Source organism: Methylobacterium soli (genome assembly GCF_008806385.1).
GTDB lineage: Bacteria > Pseudomonadota > Alphaproteobacteria > Rhizobiales > Beijerinckiaceae > Methylobacterium > Methylobacterium soli.
The window spans coordinates 111,235-131,093 of sequence record NZ_VZZK01000011.1 but is presented as its reverse complement, the minus strand read 5'-3'; the positions used below and the strand labels follow the sequence as shown (position 1 = coordinate 131,093).

The 19,859-nt window shown below is 69.5% G+C and carries 20 protein-coding genes and 1 tRNA gene; 12 read left to right on the top strand and 9 right to left on the bottom strand.

Features of this window, described 5'->3' with window-relative positions:
• Positions 1 to 20: 20 nt before the first annotated feature.
• A complete protein-coding gene (locus F6X53_RS13050; RefSeq protein ID WP_342353995.1) occupies positions 21 to 1,271 on the bottom strand; it encodes a DUF2252 family protein in 1,251 nt (416 codons plus the stop codon).
• Positions 1,272 to 1,497: 226 nt separating this feature from the next.
• Positions 1,498 to 1,572, bottom strand: a tRNA-Gln gene (locus F6X53_RS13045).
• A 99-nt stretch (positions 1,573 to 1,671) separates the two neighbouring features.
• On the opposite strand from F6X53_RS13045, the gene F6X53_RS13040 reads away from it, so the two are divergent.
• The 3 genes from F6X53_RS13040 (at position 1,672) to F6X53_RS13030 (ending at position 5,147) form a co-directional block, all read left to right on the top strand.
• Positions 1,672 to 2,415 carry an SDR family oxidoreductase gene (locus tag F6X53_RS13040; protein WP_151000456.1) on the top strand — a complete coding sequence of 248 codons (744 nt, stop codon included), beginning with the start codon at positions 1,672 to 1,674 and terminating at the stop codon, positions 2,413 to 2,415.
• Positions 2,416 to 2,572: 157 nt separating this feature from the next.
• Complete coding sequence (locus tag F6X53_RS13035; RefSeq protein ID WP_151000455.1) at positions 2,573 to 4,189, top strand: peptide chain release factor 3; 1,617 nt, start codon at positions 2,573 to 2,575, stop codon at positions 4,187 to 4,189.
• Positions 4,190 to 4,355: 166 nt separating this feature from the next.
• The gene (locus tag F6X53_RS13030) at positions 4,356 to 5,147 is read left to right on the top strand and encodes a DUF2189 domain-containing protein (RefSeq protein ID WP_151000454.1); all 792 of its coding nucleotides are present in this window, start codon (positions 4,356 to 4,358) and stop codon (positions 5,145 to 5,147) included.
• Between the two features lie 22 nt (positions 5,148 to 5,169).
• Here F6X53_RS13030 and F6X53_RS13025 read toward each other — a convergent pair whose 3' ends face one another.
• A complete protein-coding gene (locus F6X53_RS13025; RefSeq protein ID WP_151000453.1) occupies positions 5,170 to 5,622 on the bottom strand; it encodes a response regulator in 453 nt (150 codons plus the stop codon).
• 57 nt (positions 5,623 to 5,679) lie between these two features.
• Positions 5,680 to 6,147, bottom strand: coding sequence for a BLUF domain-containing protein (locus F6X53_RS13020; RefSeq protein ID WP_151000452.1), 468 nt, complete (start codon positions 6,145 to 6,147; stop codon positions 5,680 to 5,682).
• Between the two features lie 256 nt (positions 6,148 to 6,403).
• Here F6X53_RS13020 and F6X53_RS13015 point away from each other — a divergent pair, with 256 nt between their 5' ends.
• The 4 genes from F6X53_RS13015 (at position 6,404) to F6X53_RS13000 (ending at position 11,801) form a co-directional block, all read left to right on the top strand.
• Complete coding sequence (locus F6X53_RS13015) at positions 6,404 to 7,822, top strand: flagellar hook protein FlgE (RefSeq protein WP_151000451.1); 1,419 nt, start codon at positions 6,404 to 6,406, stop codon at positions 7,820 to 7,822.
• Positions 7,823 to 7,865: 43 nt separating this feature from the next.
• Positions 7,866 to 9,758, top strand: a complete 1,893-nt coding sequence (gene flgK / locus F6X53_RS13010; protein WP_151000450.1) for a flagellar hook-associated protein FlgK — start codon at positions 7,866 to 7,868, stop codon at positions 9,756 to 9,758.
• 8 nt (positions 9,759 to 9,766) lie between these two features.
• On the top strand, positions 9,767 to 11,308 hold the full coding sequence (locus tag F6X53_RS13005; protein ID WP_151000449.1) for a flagellin: 1,542 nt from the start codon (positions 9,767 to 9,769) through the stop codon (positions 11,306 to 11,308).
• 166 nt (positions 11,309 to 11,474) lie between these two features.
• The gene (locus F6X53_RS13000) at positions 11,475 to 11,801 is read left to right on the top strand and encodes a porin (protein WP_151000448.1); all 327 of its coding nucleotides are present in this window, start codon (positions 11,475 to 11,477) and stop codon (positions 11,799 to 11,801) included.
• A gap of 7 nt (positions 11,802 to 11,808) precedes the next feature.
• Here the strand turns inward: F6X53_RS13000 and F6X53_RS12995 are convergent, their stop codons facing one another.
• The 3 genes from F6X53_RS12995 to F6X53_RS12985 are packed head-to-tail and all read right to left on the bottom strand — an operon-like array spanning position 11,809 to position 13,816.
• Positions 11,809 to 12,291 (bottom strand): hypothetical protein, encoded by a 483-nt coding sequence (locus F6X53_RS12995; RefSeq protein WP_151000447.1) that lies wholly within the window; start codon positions 12,289 to 12,291, stop codon positions 11,809 to 11,811.
• The gene (locus tag F6X53_RS12990; RefSeq protein ID WP_151000446.1) at positions 12,281 to 12,640 is read right to left on the bottom strand and encodes a rod-binding protein; all 360 of its coding nucleotides are present in this window, start codon (positions 12,638 to 12,640) and stop codon (positions 12,281 to 12,283) included. Before F6X53_RS12990 ends, F6X53_RS12995 begins: the two co-directional genes overlap by 11 nt.
• A 42-nt stretch (positions 12,641 to 12,682) precedes the next feature.
• The gene (locus tag F6X53_RS12985; protein ID WP_151000445.1) at positions 12,683 to 13,816 is read right to left on the bottom strand and encodes a flagellar basal body P-ring protein FlgI; all 1,134 of its coding nucleotides are present in this window, start codon (positions 13,814 to 13,816) and stop codon (positions 12,683 to 12,685) included.
• Positions 13,817 to 14,061: 245 nt separating this feature from the next.
• Here F6X53_RS12985 and F6X53_RS12980 point away from each other — a divergent pair, with 245 nt between their 5' ends.
• From F6X53_RS12980 to F6X53_RS32370, 5 genes are all read left to right on the top strand, one after another.
• Positions 14,062 to 14,487 carry a flagellar assembly protein FliX gene (locus F6X53_RS12980; protein WP_151000444.1) on the top strand — a complete coding sequence of 142 codons (426 nt, stop codon included), beginning with the start codon at positions 14,062 to 14,064 and terminating at the stop codon, positions 14,485 to 14,487.
• Between the two features lie 114 nt (positions 14,488 to 14,601).
• A complete protein-coding gene (locus F6X53_RS12975; RefSeq protein ID WP_151000443.1) occupies positions 14,602 to 15,975 on the top strand; it encodes an MBOAT family O-acyltransferase in 1,374 nt (457 codons plus the stop codon).
• Between the two features lie 4 nt (positions 15,976 to 15,979).
• On the top strand, positions 15,980 to 17,005 hold the full coding sequence (locus F6X53_RS12970; RefSeq protein ID WP_191970822.1) for a hypothetical protein: 1,026 nt from the start codon (positions 15,980 to 15,982) through the stop codon (positions 17,003 to 17,005).
• Positions 17,006 to 17,178: 173 nt separating this feature from the next.
• Positions 17,179 to 17,598 (top strand): RNA polymerase-binding protein DksA, encoded by a 420-nt coding sequence (gene dksA, locus F6X53_RS12965; protein WP_151000441.1) that lies wholly within the window; start codon positions 17,179 to 17,181, stop codon positions 17,596 to 17,598.
• A 187-nt stretch (positions 17,599 to 17,785) separates the two neighbouring features.
• Positions 17,786 to 17,962: a hypothetical protein gene (locus F6X53_RS32370; RefSeq protein ID WP_191970821.1), complete on the top strand. Its 177-nt coding sequence runs from the start codon at positions 17,786 to 17,788 to the stop codon at positions 17,960 to 17,962.
• Positions 17,963 to 17,981: 19 nt separating this feature from the next.
• Here F6X53_RS32370 and flgH read toward each other — a convergent pair whose 3' ends face one another.
• Positions 17,982 to 18,731, bottom strand: coding sequence for a flagellar basal body L-ring protein FlgH (gene flgH / locus F6X53_RS12960; protein WP_151000440.1), 750 nt, complete (start codon positions 18,729 to 18,731; stop codon positions 17,982 to 17,984).
• 42 nt (positions 18,732 to 18,773) lie between these two features.
• A complete protein-coding gene (gene flgA / locus F6X53_RS12955; RefSeq protein ID WP_151000510.1) occupies positions 18,774 to 19,823 on the bottom strand; it encodes a flagellar basal body P-ring formation chaperone FlgA in 1,050 nt (349 codons plus the stop codon).
• Positions 19,824 to 19,859 lie beyond the last annotated feature (36 nt).

Genomic DNA, 19,859 nt, shown 5'->3' with positions numbered 1-19,859 from the left:
GGATCGTCCTCGTGCGTCGGCTAGGCGGCTTGCGCCGTCGCGTAGCGGCGGCAATGGTCGAGATATCCGACCTCGTGCCGACCGGCGAGCTCGACCACGCTCGACCACAGCCACGAGGGCGCCTCGCCCCCGCCCATGCCCTTCGTGACCTCGGAACGCCATCCCGCCCGTGTCGCCTCGTCCATTTGCCGGCCATGCGCCTGTCCCACCACGTAGGCGAGGTAATGCGCCGCCCGGACGGCCTCGGCCGAGCTGAACTGGCCGACATCGAGCTTCAGGTCCTGCGGGGCGAGTTCGCGCATCACCACCGGCTTGCCGAGGAGCTGCACGGGAAGCATGCGTTCGCCCAGATTCGGCGACAGCGCCCGCGCCCCGGCGACGACCCGCTCGGCCGGGTTCGCCGGCATCTCGGCACCCGGTGCCGGCGGTGCCGCGGCCTCCACCGCCTCCTTCAGGTCGACCAGCGCCAGCCGGCGCTTGCCCTCGGGCTCGACGATGCGCACGAGCGCCGCGTAGCGCAGGAAGCCGAGCGAGGAGCAGCCCTTCATCCAGTAAGCCGCGTCGATCAGGCGGAGATCGGCCTCCGCGACGCGCCCGTTGAGCGCCAGCACGAGGCGGCGCACCGCCTCTTGGCCGAAAAGCTCACCGAGGGCGGCGCGCTCCTCCCGGTCGAGCGCCCAGAACTTGCGGCCGAGCGGGATGGTGGGCTCGGCGTCCTTCAGGCGCTCGCGGGCGAGGTGCTTCCACTGACGGCCCAACGCCCGGTGGCGCACGGTACGCACCGCGTCCGGTTCGGGCGGCGGCGTGTTCGCCTCGGAACCAGCGAGCCCCCGCTCGTAGCCGCGGATCATCTCTTCCAGCATCCGCGCCGTGACGACACCCGGCAGGTCCGAACCGCGCGCCGCGCTCGCCAGCGAGAGGCCCAGGCGCACCAGATCATGCGTCGGATTGCCGATGACGGTCTGGTCGAGGTCGCGCACCTGGATGTCGACGCGCCCGTCGGCGTCGGCGAGGGGGCCCAGATTGCCGAGGTGACAATCGCCGCAGATCCAGACCGGCGGTCCCTCCGGCAACCTGCCCCGGGCCAGTCCGTCGAGCCACTCGTAGAACTTCAAGGTGTTGCCGCGGACAAAGGCGTGGGCGGATTTCGCCATCTTCAAGGTTCGTTGCCGCTCCAGGACCGCCGCACGTTCCTCGGGGCCGAAGCTTCGGGTCTCGGGCATTCCACAACCTCGTACGCTCGGCCATCGCACGATCTTGGCCGCGCGCATCAACGCACGAGACGAGGTGGGCGCCACGCGTCGTTTCGTCTCCGCTGTGGATTAACGCCACGCTTCGTTCGTGGAGGCCGTTTCGCCGCTCAAAGGGTGTCCGTGTCCTGCCCTGCGGAGGGGCCGGGCGCCCGCTTGTCACCGCAGGGCCTGATCCGTGGAAGGCGCCGCCGCCGGGCACGAACCGCGGCAGGCGACACGAGCGACATCAGAGACTTAGGATGCCTGGCTGGGGCGGGAGGATTCGAACCTCCGAATGGCGGTACCAAAAACCGCTGCCTTACCACTTGGCGACGCCCCAACGTGGCCGAGCGCTGTCTAGACGCCGCCGCGTTTCGAGGCAACAGGGTTGAGGGCGCGGCGCAACGATGCCGGACAGGTCTGGAACGGGGAGGGTGGAATGGTGCAGCCGGTCGCGATCGTCACGGGGGCGGGCTCGGGGGTCGGGCGGGCCGTGGCCCTCGGCCTCGGTGCGGCGGGGTATCGGGTCGTGCTGGCCGGGCGTCGGCGCGGGCCGCTGGAACTGGTGGCGGGCTCCATCGGAGAGGGCGGGCTCGCAATCGAGGCGGACGTCGCCGACGCGGATTCCGTGGAGCGCCTCTTTGCCCGAACCGGTGCCGCCTTCGGCCGCCTCGACCTTCTTTTCAACAATGCCGGCCTCTTCACCCCGGGCGTCCCGATCGACGAGATCACCCTCGAGGATTGGCGCAGCGCCGTCGACGTGAACCTGACCGGCGCGTTCCTGTGCACCCGCGCGGCGTTCCGGATGATGAAGGCGCAGGATCCGCGCGGCGGCCGCATCATCAACAACGGTTCCATCTCCGCGCAGGTGCCGCGCCCCAACTCCGCCCCCTACACGGCGACGAAGCACGCCATGACGGGACTGACGCGGTCGACCTCCCTCGACGGACGCCCCTTCGACATCGCCTGCGGGCAGATCGACATCGGCAATGCCGAGACCGACATGACCCGCAATTTCGTGCATGGCGCCCGCCAGGCCGATGGATCGATCCAGCCCGAGCCCGTGATGGATGCGCGCCATGTCGCGGAGGCGGTCGTCTACATGGCCGAGCTGCCCCTGTCGGCCAATGTCCAGTTCATGACCGTCATGGCGACCAAGATGCCCTTTATCGGCCGCGGCTGATCGGGCTTGCCCGCCGCGCGGCGGCTTTTGCGCTTTGCCCGCACTCCGCCTACATAGCCATCCGGTGGCGCCCGGCCCTGGCCGGGTTGCCGCGCAATCCTCGATCCCGCCGCCTGAGACGATCGCCCTGGTCCGGGCGTGAGAGCCGTTGCCCACCATGTTGATGCAGCCCCAGAGCGAAACCAGCCGCCCCGCCGATCCGGTCGCCCGCCGGCGCACCTTCGCGATCATCTCGCACCCGGATGCCGGCAAGACCACGCTCACCGAGAAGCTGCTGCTGTTCGGCGGCGCGATCCAGCTCGCCGGCGAGGTGAAGGCCAAGCGCAACCGCGTCTCGACCCGCTCGGACTGGATGGGCATCGAGAAGGAGCGCGGCATCTCGGTCGTCACCTCGGTGATGACCTTCGAGTACGGCGACTGCGTCTTCAACCTCCTCGACACGCCGGGCCACGAGGACTTCTCGGAGGACACCTACCGGACCCTGACGGCGGTGGATTCCGCCGTGATGGTGATCGACGCCGCCAAGGGCATCGAGGCGCGCACCCGCAAGCTCTTCGAGGTCTGCCGCCTGCGCGACATCCCGATCGTCACCTTCGTGAACAAGCTCGACCGCGAGTCGCGCGACCCGTTCGAGCTCCTCGACGAGATCGAGAAGACGCTGGCCCTCGACGTCGCCCCCGTCACCTGGCCGATCGGCCGAGGCCGGAGCTTCGCGGGCACCTACGAGCTCGGCAGCAACCGCGTGCGCCGGCTCGACGCGGCGGATGATGCCGGGACCGTGTCGGTCTCGGGCCTCGACGATCCGCTCTTCGACGCGCTCCTGACCGAGGACGGCGAGGCCGCCAATTGGCGCGAGGAGGCGGAGCTCGCCGAGGGCGGGCTGAAGGCCTTCGACCTCGCGGCCTTCCGCGAGGGCCATCTCACGCCGGTCTTCTTCGGCTCGGCCCTGCGCAATTTCGGGGTGCGCGACCTCATCGACGGGCTCGCCCGCTTCGCCCCGCCGCCGCGGGGCCAGGACGCCGACAAGCGCCTCGTGGAGCCCACCGAGCCGCGCATGACCGGCTTCGTCTTCAAGATCCAGGCGAACATGGACCCGAATCACCGGGACCGCATCGCCTTCATGCGGGTCTGCTCGGGCCGCCTGAACCGGGGCATGAAGGCGCGCCTCGTGCGCACCGGAAAGCCGATCTCGCTCTCCTCCCCGCAATTCTTCTTCGCGCAGGACCGCGCCATCGCGGACGAGGCCTTCGCGGGCGACGTCGTCGGGATCCCGAACCACGGCACGCTGCGGATCGGCGACACCCTCACGGAGGGGGAGGACATCCTGTTCCGAGGCGTTCCGAGCTTCGCGCCCGAGATCCTGCGCCGCATCAAGCTCACCGACGCGATGAAGGCCAAGAAGCTGCGCGAGGCCCTGCAGCAGATGGGCGAGGAGGGCGTGGTGCAGCTCTTCCTGCCGCAGGACGGGTCCGGGGCGATCGTCGGCGTGGTCGGTGCGCTCCAGCTCGACGTCCTGAAGGAGCGCCTGCTCGCCGAGTACGGCCTGCCGATCGACTACGACACGACCCGGTTCTCGGTCTGCCGCTGGATCGCGTCGGATTCGGAGGTCGAACTCGACAAGTTCATCGGAAGCCACGGCTCGTCGATGGCGAGCGACCTCGATGGCGCCCCGGTCTTCATGGCAACCACCGCCTTCTCGCTCCGCTACGAGGAGGAGCGCTACCCGGAGATCCGCTTCACCGACGTGAAGGATTACCAGAAGCGCGCCGCCTGACAGGCACCGTCGTTCTGTCACGATGACGGGGCCGGCGGACGGGCGACATCGCCGGCGGGATTACCTATCCTCAGGGAATCCTGCTCTCGACGCCAGCCAGTCGAGTACGCGTCACGGTCCGGCTGCCACTTGTCGCGAGCTGCCCCCCCTTCGCGGAGGTTAGGCGATGACGACACTCCACGCGGTCACCCACGGCCACACATCGGCCGCTCTCCCGGTGCGTGACATCGGCGCCGGCGATCTCAGATCCGCGCTCCGCTCCGGCTTCGACGATTTCATCGCGATGCCCACGCACGTGATCTTCATCAGCCTGATCTATCCGATCATCGGCATCGTGCTCGCGGTGATGACCTCCGACGGGAACCTGATCCCGCTCCTGTTCCCGCTGGCCTCAGGCTTCGCGCTGATCGGCCCCTTCGCGGCGGTCGGCCTGTACGAGCTCAGCCGCCGGCGCGCGCAGGGGCTCGACACCGGCTGGGCCCACGCCTTCACGGGTCTGAGGCGGCGGGCCGTCGGCTCACTCCTGGCGGTGGGCGGCCTGCTGGCGACGATCTTCGTGTGCTGGCTGGTGGTGGCCCAGGGCCTCTACTGGGCCCTCTACGATTCCTACGCCCCGGCGACCATCCTGGGCTTCGCCCACGAGGTCGTGACGACCCAGCGCGGCTGGGCCCTGATCGCGCTCGGGAATCTCGCGGGCTTCGCCTTCTCGCTGATCACGCTCGCGGTCAGCGTCGTCTCGGTGCCGCTGATCGTCGGCCGGCACGTGGATGCGCTCACCGCGCTCGAGACCTCCGTGGCGGCCTTCCGGAAGAACCCCCGCACGCTGCTGGCCTGGGGCTTCATCGTGGCGGGCATGCTGATCCTCGGCTCGCTGCCGCTCTTCGTCGGCCTCGCCGTCGTGATGCCGATCCTCGGGCACGCGACCTGGCACCTCTACGAGCGGATCGTCGCCGGCTGAGGGCTCGTACGCCGGGCCGGCCTCAAAACTTGCCGAGCATCGGGAAATCGATGCTGAGCGTGGATTCGGTGGCGAGCGGCGTCTCGCGCCGACGCGGCTTGCGGTTCAGCACCTGCTTCAGCTTGCCCTTCAGCACCGCCATGTCGAAGGGCTTGAGGATGAACGCATCCGCCCCCGCCTGATGGGCGACGTTGATGTCCTCGAAGTCGAAGGACGACTCGGTCAGGATGAAGGGCGTGTTCATCAGGGCGTCGTCGCCGCGGATCTCGCGCAGCAGCGCGATGCCGTCCATCGGCTCCATGTCGAGATCCGAGATCACGAGGGCGTATTTTCGCGCGCGCAGGCGCTCCAGCGCGTCGGGGCCGCTCGTGACGCCCTCGACCTCGGGGAAGCCGAGCCGGTTCATCAGCATGATGACCAGCTTGAGGAGCTTTTCCTGGTCGTCGACGACGAGGATCGGTGGCGTATCGCTCATGGCGCGGGCTGGCTCGGGTCAGGGGCGGCGGACGGCCGGTCTCGACAAGCGGGGCGGCTAGATGAAGAGGTGGTCGATGCCCTGCTTGGACATCGCATCGGATTGAAGCGAGACCGCCAGGGCGTGGATGGTCGCGGCCTTGGGCGTGCCGCGCTGAAGGGGGGCGAGCAGGTTCGCCTTGTTGAACAGGGTCTCGGTGGCGGCGTTGCGCATGCCGGTCTTGAAGGAGTGGACGAATTCGCGCTTGGTGATCTCGCGCCACTCGCAGATCTGCACGTCGCGGTGGCGCTGATCCTCCGCGATCCGGTTGAAGGTCTCGTGGATCGACATGCGCTCCCCCTCGATCACCTGCGCGGCGAAGTTCTGCTCGATGATCAGGAAGCTCGTGATCACCGAGAACTCGTTCTTCTTCTGGGCCTGCCGGGTGATGTCGCCGAGCTGGTTCGCCCGCAATTGCGGGTCCGACGACAGGTTCAGTCGGGAGAAGTAGATCAGGTGGACGAGGCTCGTCCTCTTGGCACGCATGACTGACGTCGTCCCGGGTCGGTTCTGAGCATCGTACGGCGCCCGGCCATAACGGCGCGTAAACGCCCGGCCACCGCCGCCAGAGCCCGGCAAGAGCTGCCGAGTGCGCGGCCCCGCTCGCGCATTCTTGCCGGGTCCCGTCCGCGTGATCCTCGTGTTTTCAAAGACTTAGCTCTGGCATGTCGGTTGCGGAGCCGGAGCCAGAGGGAGGCTGCCGATCGGGCGGCGCCCACGGTTTATGAGGCCGGACCCCATCATGGACATCTTCACCGCGCTGCAGACGGCCGTCACCGGACTCAAGGCGCAATCCTACGCCATCGGCAACATCTCGGGAAACATCGCGAACTCGCAGACGACGGGCTACAAGCGCATCGATACGAGCTTCGTCGACCTGATCGCCGAGCAGACGCCCAAGCACGAGGTCGCCGGCACCGTGATGTCGCAGGCGCAGCTCACCAATTCGCTGCAGGGGCCGATCACCCAGACGAGCGTGCCCACCAACATGGCGATCAACGGCCAGGGCTTCTTCACCGTCCAGGAGAAGTCGGGCGACGCCAACGGGCAGGCGAGCTTCTCGGGCAACACCCTCTACACCCGGCGCGGCGACTTCACCCTCGACAAGAACGGCTATCTGGCGAACGGGGCCGGCGCCTACCTGCTCGGCGACAACCTCGATCCGGAATCCGGCCAGGTCGTGTCGTCCGGCCCGATCAAGATCAACAACGCGACCCTGCCGGCGAAGCAGACCACCTCGATTTCCTACGGCGCCAACCTGCCCAAGGTCCCGATCACGGTGGCGTCGCAGGGGGGAGATTCCACCCCCTACGCGGTCGCCGCCTCCATCGTCACCGATTCGGCCGCGACGCCCGCGGCGACGCCGATCACCGTCAAGGCCGCGGATTCGCAGGCGCTGCTCGACAAGAGCATCGCGGGGCCGGCCGTCACCGCCTACACCGCGAGCGGCGCGCCCGTGTCGCTCTCGACCCGCTGGGCGAAGGTGCAGGACGCGAGCGTCACGCCGCCCAAGGACGCGGTCTGGAACCTCTACTACGCCTCGAGCGCCTCGTCGGCGGCCAAGGATTCCGACTGGATCAATGCCGGGGCCGCCTTCAGCTTCGACGGCTCGGGCAAGTTCGTGCCCCCGACCAACACGGCCGTCGCGACTTTGGGAGCCGACGGCTCGTCGGCCATCAAGATCCCGGCCGTCACCGTCGACGGCGCCGCGGTCGGCGACGTGACGATCAATATCGGGGCGAACGCGCTGACCCAGTACGCCAGCTCGGCCGGCTCCGTGACCACGAACACGCTGACGCAGAACGGCTACGCCGCCGGCACCCTCAACAGCGTCTCGGTGACGGCGGACGGCAAGATCGTCGGGTCGTTCTCGAACGGATCGACGATTCCCGTGGCGAGCGTCGGCATCGTCCACTTCATGAATCCGGACGGCCTCAGCCCGCAATCGGGCGGCAATTACGACCAGACGCTGGATTCGGGCGTACCGATCGCGGGGCTCAACGGGGCCAAGCTCGTCGGCAGCAACGTCGAATCGTCGAACACCGACATTGCCGGCGAATTCTCTAAGATGATCGTAACCCAGCAGGCTTACTCTGCGAATACGCGCGTCATGTCGACCGCGCAGCAGATGATGTCCGATCTGCTCAACGTCATCCGCTGACGGCAGCCCGCCTGTTTGAGGTCCGGGCTCCGGGAGGAAGACCATGTCGATCAATGCCCTGAGCACCGCGACGGCCGGCCTGCAGGCGATGCAGACGGCGATCGGCATCGTCTCGCAGAACGTGGCGAATGCCGGCACGGCCGGCTACGTCAAGCGGACGGTCACGACGGTCTCCGACGGCGTCGGGAATTCGGGCGTCGCGATCGGGACGATCAACCGCACCTTCGACGATGCGGCGCTCAAGCAGCTGCGCCTCGAAACCTCGGGCGCCGCCTATACCTCGACGAAGGCCAACATCCTCGCCCAGATCGACAAGCTCTACGGCACGCCTGGCGATTCGACGGCGCTCGATGCCAATTTGAACGCCTTCACGGCGGCCCTGCAGGGCTTGGCCTCGAACCCGACGGTGGCCTCGGCCCGGGCCACGGTCGTGAACGCCGCCACGATCCTCACGCAGCAGATCGGCAGCATCGCCAGCAGCATCCAGGACCTGCGCAGCGGCGTCGAGGGCCGGCTCTCCACCGAGACATCGGACGCGAACGGCCTCCTGGCGTCGATCGCGAACCTGAACCTGAAGGCGTCGAGCACCTCGGATGCGTCGGCCCGCGCGAGCATCCTCGACCAGCGCGACCAGCAGCTCACGCAGCTCTCCTCCTATCTCGACATCAAGACCGTCAACCAGAACGACGGCACCGTCTCGGTGATCACCAATTCCGGCGTGACGCTGGTGGATCGCGGCTCGGCCGCCAGCCTCAGCTTCGACGGGCGCGGGACGCTCAGCGCCGAATCCGCCTATTCCTCCGATCCGTCGAAGCGCAGCGTCGGCACCCTCACGGCGACGTTGCCGGGCGGGGGGACCCTCGATCTCGCCGCGGCGGGCGCGCTCCGCTCCGGCACGATCGCGGCCGAGCTGGAGCTGCGCGACAAGATCCTGCCGCAGGCGCAGCGCCAGGTCGACGATCTCGCGGCCGGTCTCTCGCAATCGCTGACCGACACCACCACGGCGGGCACGAAGAACGCCTCGGGCACCGGCTTCGATCTCGATCTCAGCGCGATCGCGAAGATCAAGCCGGGCAACACGCTCACGATCCCGATCACGACGGCGACCGGCCAGACCCGCAACGTGATCCTGGTCGCGGCGTCCGACCCGAAGACCGTCACCGCCGGGATCGCGGCGAGCCAGACCACCGACTCGAACGCGCTGACGCAGGCCTTCCAGATCCCGGCCGCGATACCGCCCGCGACCGCGCCGAGCGCGGCCCAATTCGCCAGCGCCATCGATGCCGCGCTGAAGGCGGCGTCCCCCGCGCTCTCGGCCAATGCGAGCGGCAGCACGCTCACCATCGCGGGCTCCGGCTCGATCGTGGTGCAGGGCGCCGCCGCGAGGATCACGCAGCCCGCGAGCGCCGCCGACCTCACCGGCGCCAATCCGCAGATCCCGCTCTTCACCGACGGCGCGGGCAACGCCCTCATCACCGGCTCCTTCCATGGCGGCTCGCAGCGCACGGGCCTGGCGCAGCGCATCGGGGTCAACACGCTGATCAGGAACGACAGCACGTCGCTCGTTGCCACCGCGTCGACCAGTTCGCCGACGGGTGAGCGTCCGCAATGGATCTACGACACCCTGACGAGCGCGAAGCAGACCTTCTCCGCCGCGAGCGGTATCGACGGGATCAATGCGCCCCACAGCGCCAGCGTCGTGGGCTTTGCCCAGGAGATCATCGCCGGCCAGGGCGCGGCCTATACGGCGGCGCAGAGCCTCGACGAAGGGCAGAGCGTGGCCCTGGCGACCGCGCAGGGCCGTTTCGCCACGAGTGCCGGCGTCAATATCGATGAGGAGATGTCGCGCCTCATCGAGTTGCAGACCGCCTACACGGCCAATGCCCGCGTCCTGACGGCGGCGCGCGACATGCTCGACACCCTCCTGCGGATCTGAGGACAGCCATGACGACCATCCCGTCCTTCGCCGCAGGCAGCTTCGTCACCAATCGCACGACCACGAACCTCGTCAACCTGAAGAGCCGGCTCGACGGGCTCTCGACGCAGCTCTCCACCGGCCGCGCCGCGGAAACCTATGGCGGCCTCGGTGCCGGCCGGTCCACGAGCCTGAGCGCCCACGCGACGCTGAGCGCCCTCGACGGCTACGACGCGACGATCACGGGCGCGCAGACCCGGGTGAAGCTCGCTACGGCGAGCCTCACCCAGCTCACCAGCCTCACGACCACCCTGCGCCGGAGCATCGACAACACCGCCCTGAACAACGGCGCCACCGCCGAAAACAACGCGCTCCTGGCGAGCAGCAGCCTGGATTCCGCCCTCGATGCGCTGAACCAGCAATCCGCCGGGCAATATCTCTTCGGCGGACGCGTCCTCGAGACGCCCCCCGTCGTGTCCGGCGACGTCCTGCTGAACGGGACGACGACCCCGAAGGCGGACGGGCTGAAGACCCTGGTGCAGGAACAGCTCGACGCCGATCTCGGCCCGAGCGGGACGGGCCGGCTGACCGTCACGACGCCCAACGCCACCACGATCTCGGTGGCGGAAGAGACCAACGCGCTCACGCGCCAGGATTTCGGTTTCCAGTTCACCGGGACGCCGACGGCGACCGGCTCGGCCATCTCGGTGAGCGCCCAGGCGAGCGCACCCTCGACCATCTACAATATCGGCCTCTCGGCGCAACCGGCGATCGGCGACAGCCTGACCTTCACGCTGTCGCTGAAAGGCGGGGGCACCACGACCCTCACGCTGACCGCGCAATCGCAGGTGACGCCCGGCTCCCATGCGGGCTTCGCCATCGGGGCGAATGCGGCCGAGACGGCGGCCAACCTGTCGAACGCCGTGACGGGCGCGCTGAAGGACGCGGCGAACACCACGCTCGCGGCGAAATCGATCACCGACGCGACGACGCGCTTCTTCGATGGCGGGGAGCGGATCGGGAAGGATTCGGTCGGCAATCCCGTCTTCATCAGCCAGCTGAGCCCGAGCGACGCGTTGCTTCCCGGCAATCAGAAATCGACGGTCCAATGGTACAAGGGCGAGGCGTCCACCACGGATCCGCGGGCCGCGACGACGGCCCGGATCGGCGCCACGTACACGGTCGAGATCGGCGCACGGGCGAATGAGGACGCGATCAAGGACGCGCTAAAATCCTTGGCGGCGGCGGCCGTCAACACGGTGGGGACCACGCCCGACACGTCCGCGGCGCGCTGGAAGGCGGTCGCCGCCAGGACGACGACGCTGCTCCCCGCAACCGGGGCGCTGGAATCGATCACCGCCGATTTCAGCTTGGGCGCGAGCGCCTTGAGCAACGCCCAGACCCAGAACAAGTCGACGCGGGCGACCCTGCAATCGGCGGTCGACGGCGTCGAATCCGTCACCACCGAGGAAGTCGCCGCCAAGCTCCTGGCCGTCCAGAACCAGTTGCAGGCGAGCTATCAGGTGACGTCGATGCTCTCGAAGCTGTCGCTGGTGAATTACCTCAGCTGAGGCTGCCTCACGGCCCGCGCCCGCCGCGAGGCCGGCCGATGGCGGCGCGCAGGGCGAGACGCCGATGTGACGCGGTCATCGCCTCGGTCTCGCCCGTGGCGCGGCTTGATCGGTGCCGGTGGGTTCGCCTATCTCTGGGGATCAGCGGGGCCGGAGCCGGAACACGATGGCGAATCGAGTGCGCGCCGGTTTGGTCGCCGGCCTGCTGGCGGGGTGCCTCGCGCCGGCGACGGCGCGCGAGCCCGCCAAGGTGCCGGCGCCCGAGCCGCTGCGCCCCTGTCCCGCCTTCGGCAGCGGGTTCGTTCGCATCCCGGGAAGCCGCAGCTGCATCCGGCTCTCGGGGCGGGTCGGGGCCGGCATCGATCTGCGCGCCGGCCATGGCGGCGCGGCGGCAGCCCCCGCGGCGGCCGGCCGCTTCGCCATCGATACCCGCTCGGAATCCGAGCTCGGACCGGTGCGCACCTTCGTGCGCATCGGCAACGGGCGGCCGTGACCCGGCCTCACAGGCTGCGGGACAGGACCAGGGGGCCGCTTCGCGCGCCGCGGCCATAGGGCGAGGGCGCGATCGACGGCACGCCGTACACCGTCGCCGAGCGTGAACGGCCGATTTCCTCCGCCAGGGTCTTGATCAGGCCCTCCGAGACGCTGCGCGCGGTGGCGAGCACCGCCTGGTTGGTCTCGACCTCGATCATGAAGCGCTGATGGGCGGCCTTCAGCACCTCGACGCCCCGGGGCGCGAAGCGGGCCAGCGCGATCGCGTTGGCCTTGGCGGATTCGAGCCCCTGGAGATAGGCGCCCGACAGGGCGCTCTTGCGCTCCGCCTGCGACAGGCCCTCGCGCAGGCGGCCGGCGCGGACATGGCCGCTCTCCTCGGCAAGAATCTCCGAGAGCGCCTGCATGGTCGACATCACGTGGGCCACGAGCGCCTCGGCCGCCTTGGGATCGGCGATGCGGACCGGATTCGCGTCGGGTCTAGGCTGCACGGGCGGCCTCCTGCATCTTCATCATCTCGCGGTAGACCTGATCGGCAATGCCGACGCCGCCGCTCTTGACCACCTGGGTCGCGTATTCCTTGGTCAGCATCGAGCGGTAGACGCCGCCGCCGGTGCCGTTCTCGCCCAGCGGCCCCTCGGTGCCGTCCGATTGCGCGACGCGGTCGAGGCTCTGCTCCAGGAACATCGATTCGAAATCGGTCGAGGCCTTGCGGGCCTTGGCGTCGGCCGCCTTGGTGGTGTCGTCCGCCGTCTTGGTCACGCTCGCCGCGATGTTGCCGGCGATGGACTTTCCGACCTGCAGGGCCGCCGAGGCGGCGAAGGTGGCGAGTGGGAGCATGGGGTTACCTCGCTGAGACCGTGGTGAGGGAGGACGGGCGCATCACATCAGCTCGATATCGGCCTGGAGGGCGCCCGCGGCCTTGATGGCCTGGAGGATGGAGATGAGGTCGCGGGGGCCGACCCCGAGGGCGTTGAGCCCGTCCACGAGCTCGCGCAGGGTCACGCCCTCCTTGACGAGGGCGAGCTTGTTGCCGTCGCCGGTATCGACCTTCACGCCGGTGCGCGGCACCACCACGGTCTGGCCGTTCGAGAGCGGATTCGGCTGGCTCACCTGCGGCTGCTCCGTGATCGTGACCGTGAGGTTTCCCTGCGCGATCGCCACCGTCGAGACTCGCACGTCGCGCCCCATCACGATGATGCCGGAGCGCTCGTCCACCACGACCTTGGCGGTCTGGTCCGGCTCGACCTTGAGCTGCTCCACCTCGGTGACGAGGCGGATCATGTTGCCGTGATAGCGGGCCGGGATCTGGAGGGTCACGGTCGCCGGATCCGTCGGCTCGGCGGTGTCCCCGCCCATGAAATCGTTGATGGCGGCGGCGATCCGCTTCGAGGTGGTGAAGTCGGGGTTGCGCAGGGACAGGCGCAGGCTGCGCGCATCGTTGAGCTTGAACGCGATCTCGCGCTCGACATTGGCGCCGTTGGAGATGCGCGCGTTGGTGGGCACGCCCCGGGTGACCTTGGCGGCGTCGCCCTCGGCGGAGAAGCCCGCGATGGCGACCGAGCCCTGCGCGAGGGCGTAGACCTCGCCGTCGGCGCCCAGCAGCGGCGTCACCAGCAGGGTGCCGCCCTGGAGCGACTTCGCGTCGCCGAGCGAGGACACCGTCACGTCGATGCGGGTGCCCTGCGTCGAGAAGGGCGGGAGATTGGCCGTCACCATCACGGCGGCGAGGTTCTGGGTCCGCATGGTGGCGCCCCGCGTGTTGACGCCGAGGCGCTCCAGCATGGCCTGGAGCGACTGCTTGGTGAACGGGATGTTGTTGAGGGTGTCGCCGGTGCCGTTCAGGCCGACCACGATCCCGTAGCCCACGAGCTGGTTCTGCCGCACGCCCTCGATCGAGGCGAGGTCCTTCACCCGCGACAGGGCCGAGGCCGGCGCCGCGCCGCCGAGGACGAGCGTCGCCAGCGCGATGGCGAGGAGGTGGGCGAGGCGGAGGCCGGGGATTCGCGTTGTCATGCCGAGCTTCGATCGGGATCGGGTCTCGGCCTCACCCTGCCAGCTTCATGCCATCCGGATCGTTTCGCCAAACCATTGTATTGTATGGATTTTTGTGAACACGCACTTCGGCTGCGGAGCGGTCGGGCAGGGGCCTTCGGTGCCCACCCGGCAGGTTCTGCCCGGCTGTTTACGAACGCTTAACCACGCGAACCGGACAATCGGGCCGCGGCGGCCCCTGTCCGCCCCCCTCGATCGGTTTCCTGATGCGCGTCGACACCCACTTTGCGGCCCAAGGGCCAGCATCCGTCGCCTCTGGACGGCGCACGAACGAGGGCCGCAGCTTCTCCCTCGGGGCCGCGCCCGAGGCGGCCTCCGCGCACGCCCCCGCCGGCGCGACCTCGCTTGCCGGGCTCGACGCCGTCCTGACGCTCCAGGGCGACAACGAATCCCCGAGCGAGCGCCGCCGCCGCTCGGCGCGGCGCGGCCACGATCTCCTCGACGGGCTCGATCGGCTCAAGGCCGCGCTTCTCACGGGGCGCGTGCCGACCCACGAATTGCAGGCGGTCGCCGGCCGCCTCTCGGACCGGGCGGCGACGAGCGGCGATCCGCGCCTCGACGGGCTCATCGCCGATATCGAGCTGCGGGCGGCGGTGGAGCTCGCCAAGCTCGAGACCCGCCGCCGCGCCTGAGCCGCCGCCGGCCCGGACGTTGACGGCTCAGCCGCGATCCCCGACAAAGCGCGCGCCTCAAATCCCGGTGGCGCGACCGGGGAGCCTCACCGTCGCGCCGTCCCACCGGCGCCGATGCTGTTCAATTCCTTCGTCTTCCTCCTCGCCTTCCTGCCGGCCGCGCTGATCCTGCACGCGCTGGCCGAGCGCTTCCGGCCGGGCTGGCGCCTGCCGATCCTCGTCCTCCTGTCCTTCGTGTTCTACGGCTGGTGGGACCTGCGCTTCGTGCCGCTTCTCGCCGCCTCGATCGGGCTGAACTGGCTCGTCGCCCGCGCCTTCCTGCGCAGCCGCAACGCCGTCCTGATCCCGCTGGCGATCGCCCTGAACCTCGCCGTCCTGGCGCTGTTCAAGTACCTCAATTTCTTCGCCGATCTCGCCAACCTGATCCCCGGCGTCGCGGCCCCGCATCTCGATTGGGTGCTGCCGCTGGGGATCTCGTTCTTCACCTTCCACCACGTGATGTACCTGACGGACCTGAAGGCCGGCCGCGCGCCCGCCTACGACCTCGTCCGGTACGCCCTCTATATCGGGTTCTTCCCGCAGGTTCTCGCCGGCCCGCTCGTGCGCTGGAGCGAGATCATGCACCAGTTCGACGAGCGCCCCTACGCCCGCCGGGACGCGGCGGAGCGGATCGGGCGGGGCCTGATGCTGCTCTGCGTCGGGCTCGCCAAGAAGGTCCTGCTCGGCGATCCCCTCGCGAGCTCCGTCAACCCGGTGTTCCAGGCGGCGGCCGCCGGCAAGGTCGTGACCCTGGCCGAGGCCTGGCAGGCGACGCTGGGCTTCACCTTCCAGATCTACTTCGACTTCTCGGGCTATACCGACATGGCGCTCGGCCTCGCGCTCCTGTTCGGCATCGTGCTGCCGCAGAATTTCGATGTGCCCTACCGGGCGACCTCGCTGCGCGACTTCTGGCGGCGCTGGCACATGACCCTGTCCCGCTTCCTGCGCGACTACCTCTATGTCGGGATGGGGGGGAACCGGCGCGGCCTCGGGATCCAGCTCGGCGCGCTCCTCGCCACCATGACCCTCGGCGGCCTCTGGCACGGGGCCGGCCTCACCTTCGTGGCCTGGGGCGCCCTGCACGGACTCGGCCTCGGGGCGGGCGTGCTCTGGCACCGCGCCGGCGGGCGGATGCCGGCGCTCCTCGGATGGCTCCTCACCGCCCTGTTCGTGGTGATCACCTGGGTGCTGTTTCGCGCGACGAGCTTCGAGGCGGCGCTCGCGGTGTTCAAGGGCCTGTTCGGCCTGGCACCCATCGGCAGCGGCTTCAAGTGGCGCACCATCCTGATCGCCGCGGCCGTGGCGATGCTGGGGCCGAGCGCCTGGGCAGCCGTCCACCGCCTGCCGCCCCATCGTGGCCTCGCGGCCGCCTTCGCGCTGCTGTTCGTCATCGTGCTCCTGAAGATCGGGGACGATGCGAACTACGAGTTCATCTACTTCCAGTTCTGACGCGATGAAGCCCCTCGACCTCGCAGAGAGCCGAACCTGGCGCCGCTTCGCGGCCGGCTTCGCCCTGACGGCCGCCGGGCTCCTGGCCGGCTACCTCGCGCTCGCGGCGCTCGTCGATCCCTACGACAGCGGACGCTCGCGCCTGCTCTCGGCCGGGGGCGTGCGCCCGCAGGGGCCCCGCACGGCCGCCGCGAGCCGCGGGCGGGACCCCGCCTTCACCGGCGCGATCATCGGCAACTCGCATATCCAGCTCATCGAGCCCGGCCGGCTCAGCGCCAGCACCGGCGTCCCGTTCGTGCAGCTCGCGGTGCCCGCCACGGGACCGGGCGAGCAGTTCCTCCTCCTCGACTGGTACCTGCGCCATCACCCCAACCCGGCGGCCCTCGTGGTCGCGGCGGACGCCTATTGGTGCACCGACGACCCGGCCCTCCCGAACGCCAAACCGTTCCCGTTCTGGTTGTTCTCCGACAGCGTGCCGGCCTATCTGCGCGGGCTGATGCGCTTCTCCGTGGCGCAGGAGGTGGCGGGGCGGATCGGCTGGCTCCTGCGCGGGCGCCGCGCCTACGCGCGCGCCGACGGCTGGTGGGATTACGAGCCCGACTACCTGCGCCAGGGCTACGCCGACGATCCCCGCCTCGTCGCCGACCGCGACAAGCCGGCGCCCGATGCGCCCGATCCCGGGCGCGCCGGCCCCTTCCCGGCGGCGGAGCGCTTCGCCGCGCTCCTCGCCCGCGTGCCGGCCGCGACCCCGGTGCTCCTCGTCTTCCCGCCCGTCTACGCACCCGGCCTGCCCCGGCCCGGGACCCCGCGCGCGGCGGCCGAGGAGGCCTGCAAGGACGCGGTGCGGGCGGCGCTCGGCACCCATCCGGTAAGCGCCGTGCTCGATTGGCGCCGCGACCGGCCGGAGCTGCACGACTCGGCGCAATTCTTCGACCAGACCCATTATCGCCACCCCCTCGCGCATCAATTGACCGACGCGATCGGTGCGAGCCTGCGCCGGCTGCTCCAATGGAAGCCGAGGCCGGAATGACGCGTGGAGTGTTCTCGATCGTACCACCGTGGCGTGTTTGCCGCATGTCATGCTGCATGTGGACGCTTATCCGCGTTCCTGCATCAGTGTCCGTTGTCGCGACCTCGGACCTCGACTATACGGCACAAAATTATCGCCGCAGACCGGCCATACGGGAAGTGTGAGGGCGACGAATGGCGAAGGTGGTGCTCGAGGACGGCTACGTTCCGACCGACGAAGAGCCCTTCATGAACGACCGGCAGCGCGAGTATTTCAGGCGCAAGCTGCTCGGTTGGAAGAACGATATTCTGCGGGAGGCCCAGGACACCCTGGTGGCCCTGCAGAGCGAGAACGAGAACCACCCCGATCTCGCTGATCGGGCCTCGTCCGAGACCGATCGGGCGATCGAGCTGCGCGCCCGCGATCGTCAGCGCAAGCTGACCGGAAAGATCGACGCGGCCCTCGCTCGGCTGGAGGACGGCTCCTACGGCTATTGCGAGGAGACCGGCGAGCCGATCTCCCTGAAACGCCTCGATGCCCGCCCGATCGCGACGCTCTCGCTGGAGGCGCAGGAGCGCCACGAGCGGCGCGAGCGGGTCTATCGCGACGATTAACCGGCCGCACGTCACCGCCGCATCCGATCCCGCCAAGTTTCCGGATGCTGCACTGCGGTAATGCTCAAGTTTAACCGGCGTCAATATTGAACGCCGCGCTTGGTTTGCGCTGCGGCAACTAACGTCGCGCCGGAACTTAAGCGCGCGCTGCCCATTTTAGAAGGATACCTCTCATGAGGATCTTGGAATGGACAACAATATTCTGATCATCGTGCTCGCGCTCGCGACGCTGATCATTGTCGCGGGCGTCGCCATGTGGCAGCGCGCCCGCGTCGCGCAGGCGAAGGGCGACCCGGGCCGCTCGGCCTTCACCGAGAATCATGGCGGGACGCCCCGCCAGAACCGGCCCGGCACCGAGCACTGAGCGCCCGCTTCCAGGCTCCTCAGAACGGCAGCAGGATGTCGACGAGCTGCTGCCCATAGCGAGGTTGCTGCACGTCCGTGATCTGGCCACGGCCCCCATAGGCGATGCGGGCTTCCGCGATCTTGGTCGAGTCGATCGTGTTGTCCGACTCGATGTCCTCGGGCCGGATCACGCCCGCCACGATCAGCTCGCGGACCTCGAAATTCACCCGGATCTCCTGCTTGCCCTCGACCACGAGATTTCCGTTGGGCAGGACCTGGGTGACGATCGCCGCCACGTTGGTGGTCACCTGCTCGGCCCGCTGGACCGAGCCCGCGCCGTCGCTCGACGTGTTCGAGGTGGCGTTGAGCAGCTTGTCGGCCGCGATTCCGGCCGCCTTCACCCCCGCATTGCTCTCGAGCCCGAAGGCGTTCGGCAGGCCGAACCCTTCGGTGTTCGAGCGCGAGCGCTTGGTCTCGTTGTTGAGGTTGGCCTTGTCGGTGACGTTCACCTTCACGGTCACGAGGTCCCCGATGCGCGCGGCCCGCTGGTCCTTGAAGAAGGCGCGTGAGCCGGTGCGCCAGAGAGAGTTCGGCGCGTAGGAGACGGGCTGCACCTCCGGCATCGGCAGCCGCACCGGGCGATAGCCCGGCTGCGCGGTCGGGTCCGCGATGGCCGAGAGGGCCGGCTGCGCACCGATCTGCGAGAGCCGGTCGGCGGTGTTGCAGGCGCCGAGGCTCGTGGCGGCGGCGAGGGTGGCGGCGAGGGCGAAAAAGCGGCTGGCGATCATCGGACGCGGACTCGGGCTGAGGGGCAGGGCGCTGACGGATCTTCAGCGGCTCGGGGCATCGAGGGCGGCGCTGGCTTGGCGCTGCGGCGCTGTGGGCCCCACGGAGACGCGGCCCGGGCCGATCACGGTGGCCTGCAGGACCTTCTTCGAGGCGCCGTTGACGACCGTGATGGTGGCGCCGAGGCGCCCGCTCTCGCTCGCGGTTCCCCGCATCGAGAGGGAGATGCCGGGCGTGTCGTACACGATGTTCACGGCCTCTCCGCGGTTGACGAGTTCGGGCGGTGCGGTATCGCCGACGCGCAGAACCGAGCCGGCATTGAGCGCGCGCTGGGCCACCTCTCCGGCGAGGCCCGCGATGCCGGATTGCGCGTCGGGCGGCGAACCCTCGCGCGGGCGCCGCTCCACAGTGATGTCGGCGGCGGTGACGGGCTCGTTTCGGTTCACCGTGCGGGTCAGGACGGCGATCTCCCGCATCTCGACGACGAGGCCGGAGACCCGCAGGGAGGCTTGGCGCTCGCCCAGGCTGATCAGCCCGCTGATCCGGCGCGAGCGCGGATCGTAGGTGACGTCGAGGGCGGCGGCCTGGCCGTTGAGATCGATGGGCGCCAGGAGAACGGGGGCCTCCCCGTCCAACCGGATGCTGATGCCCCGCGGGTCGAGGCCGTAGGCGCTCTCGAGGCTGCGCTTGACCGCCGCCTCGATCTCCGGCGCGCCGACCCGGCGCACGGCCCGCTGGACGGCGATCTGCACGCGCCCGCCCGTCTCGACGGAGCCGAGCCCGATCGCCGCGACCGCCTCGACGATGCGCCGCGCCTGGATCGTCCCGGTGGCGCCGAGCGCCGGGGCGCGGAAGAGGGGGCGCTGGCCCGCCTCGGCGGACGCGCCCTCCACGAGGTCGCCGAGGGTCAGGATATCGCCGCGCGCCGTCACGTCGCCGCGCAGGCGCAGGGCCCCGTTGGCGAGGGCCGGGAGCGTGAAGACCCCGAGCGCCACGAGCGCCGCGAGGGCGAAGGCGGCCCGCCCGAGGATCCCGAGGCCGAGCGGCGCGATCCGCCGAGACGTGGCCTGGGAGAGGGGCTGCAGGGCCTGCATGGGATCGGACAACGAGGGCATCGGGATCACCGGGGG

Excerpts from the sequence above, each read along its gene's own strand:
- F6X53_RS13050 (WP_342353995.1), bottom strand. The coding sequence starts at position 1,271 with ATGCGCGCGGCCAAGATCGTGCGATGGCCGAGCGTACGAGGTTGTGGA.
- F6X53_RS13040 (WP_151000456.1), top strand. The coding sequence starts at position 1,672 with ATGGTGCAGCCGGTCGCGATCGTCACGGGGGCGGGCTCGGGGGTCGGG.
- F6X53_RS13035 (WP_151000455.1), top strand. The coding sequence starts at position 2,573 with ATGTTGATGCAGCCCCAGAGCGAAACCAGCCGCCCCGCCGATCCGGTC.
- F6X53_RS13030 (WP_151000454.1), top strand. The coding sequence starts at position 4,356 with ATGACGACACTCCACGCGGTCACCCACGGCCACACATCGGCCGCTCTC.
- F6X53_RS13025 (WP_151000453.1), bottom strand. The coding sequence starts at position 5,622 with ATGAGCGATACGCCACCGATCCTCGTCGTCGACGACCAGGAAAAGCTC.
- F6X53_RS13020 (WP_151000452.1), bottom strand. The coding sequence starts at position 6,147 with ATGCGTGCCAAGAGGACGAGCCTCGTCCACCTGATCTACTTCTCCCGA.
- F6X53_RS13015 (WP_151000451.1), top strand. The coding sequence starts at position 6,404 with ATGGACATCTTCACCGCGCTGCAGACGGCCGTCACCGGACTCAAGGCG.
- flgK (WP_151000450.1), top strand. The coding sequence starts at position 7,866 with ATGTCGATCAATGCCCTGAGCACCGCGACGGCCGGCCTGCAGGCGATG.
- F6X53_RS13005 (WP_151000449.1), top strand. The coding sequence starts at position 9,767 with ATGACGACCATCCCGTCCTTCGCCGCAGGCAGCTTCGTCACCAATCGC.
- F6X53_RS13000 (WP_151000448.1), top strand. The coding sequence starts at position 11,475 with ATGGCGAATCGAGTGCGCGCCGGTTTGGTCGCCGGCCTGCTGGCGGGG.
- F6X53_RS12990 (WP_151000446.1), bottom strand. The coding sequence starts at position 12,640 with ATGCTCCCACTCGCCACCTTCGCCGCCTCGGCGGCCCTGCAGGTCGGA.
- F6X53_RS12985 (WP_151000445.1), bottom strand. The coding sequence starts at position 13,816 with ATGACAACGCGAATCCCCGGCCTCCGCCTCGCCCACCTCCTCGCCATC.
- F6X53_RS12980 (WP_151000444.1), top strand. The coding sequence starts at position 14,062 with ATGCGCGTCGACACCCACTTTGCGGCCCAAGGGCCAGCATCCGTCGCC.
- F6X53_RS12975 (WP_151000443.1), top strand. The coding sequence starts at position 14,602 with ATGCTGTTCAATTCCTTCGTCTTCCTCCTCGCCTTCCTGCCGGCCGCG.
- F6X53_RS12970 (WP_191970822.1), top strand. The coding sequence starts at position 15,980 with ATGAAGCCCCTCGACCTCGCAGAGAGCCGAACCTGGCGCCGCTTCGCG.
- dksA (WP_151000441.1), top strand. The coding sequence starts at position 17,179 with ATGGCGAAGGTGGTGCTCGAGGACGGCTACGTTCCGACCGACGAAGAG.
- F6X53_RS32370 (WP_191970821.1), top strand. The coding sequence starts at position 17,786 with ATGGACAACAATATTCTGATCATCGTGCTCGCGCTCGCGACGCTGATC.
- flgH (WP_151000440.1), bottom strand. The coding sequence starts at position 18,731 with ATGATCGCCAGCCGCTTTTTCGCCCTCGCCGCCACCCTCGCCGCCGCC.
- flgA (WP_151000510.1), bottom strand. The coding sequence starts at position 19,823 with ATGCAGGCCCTGCAGCCCCTCTCCCAGGCCACGTCTCGGCGGATCGCG.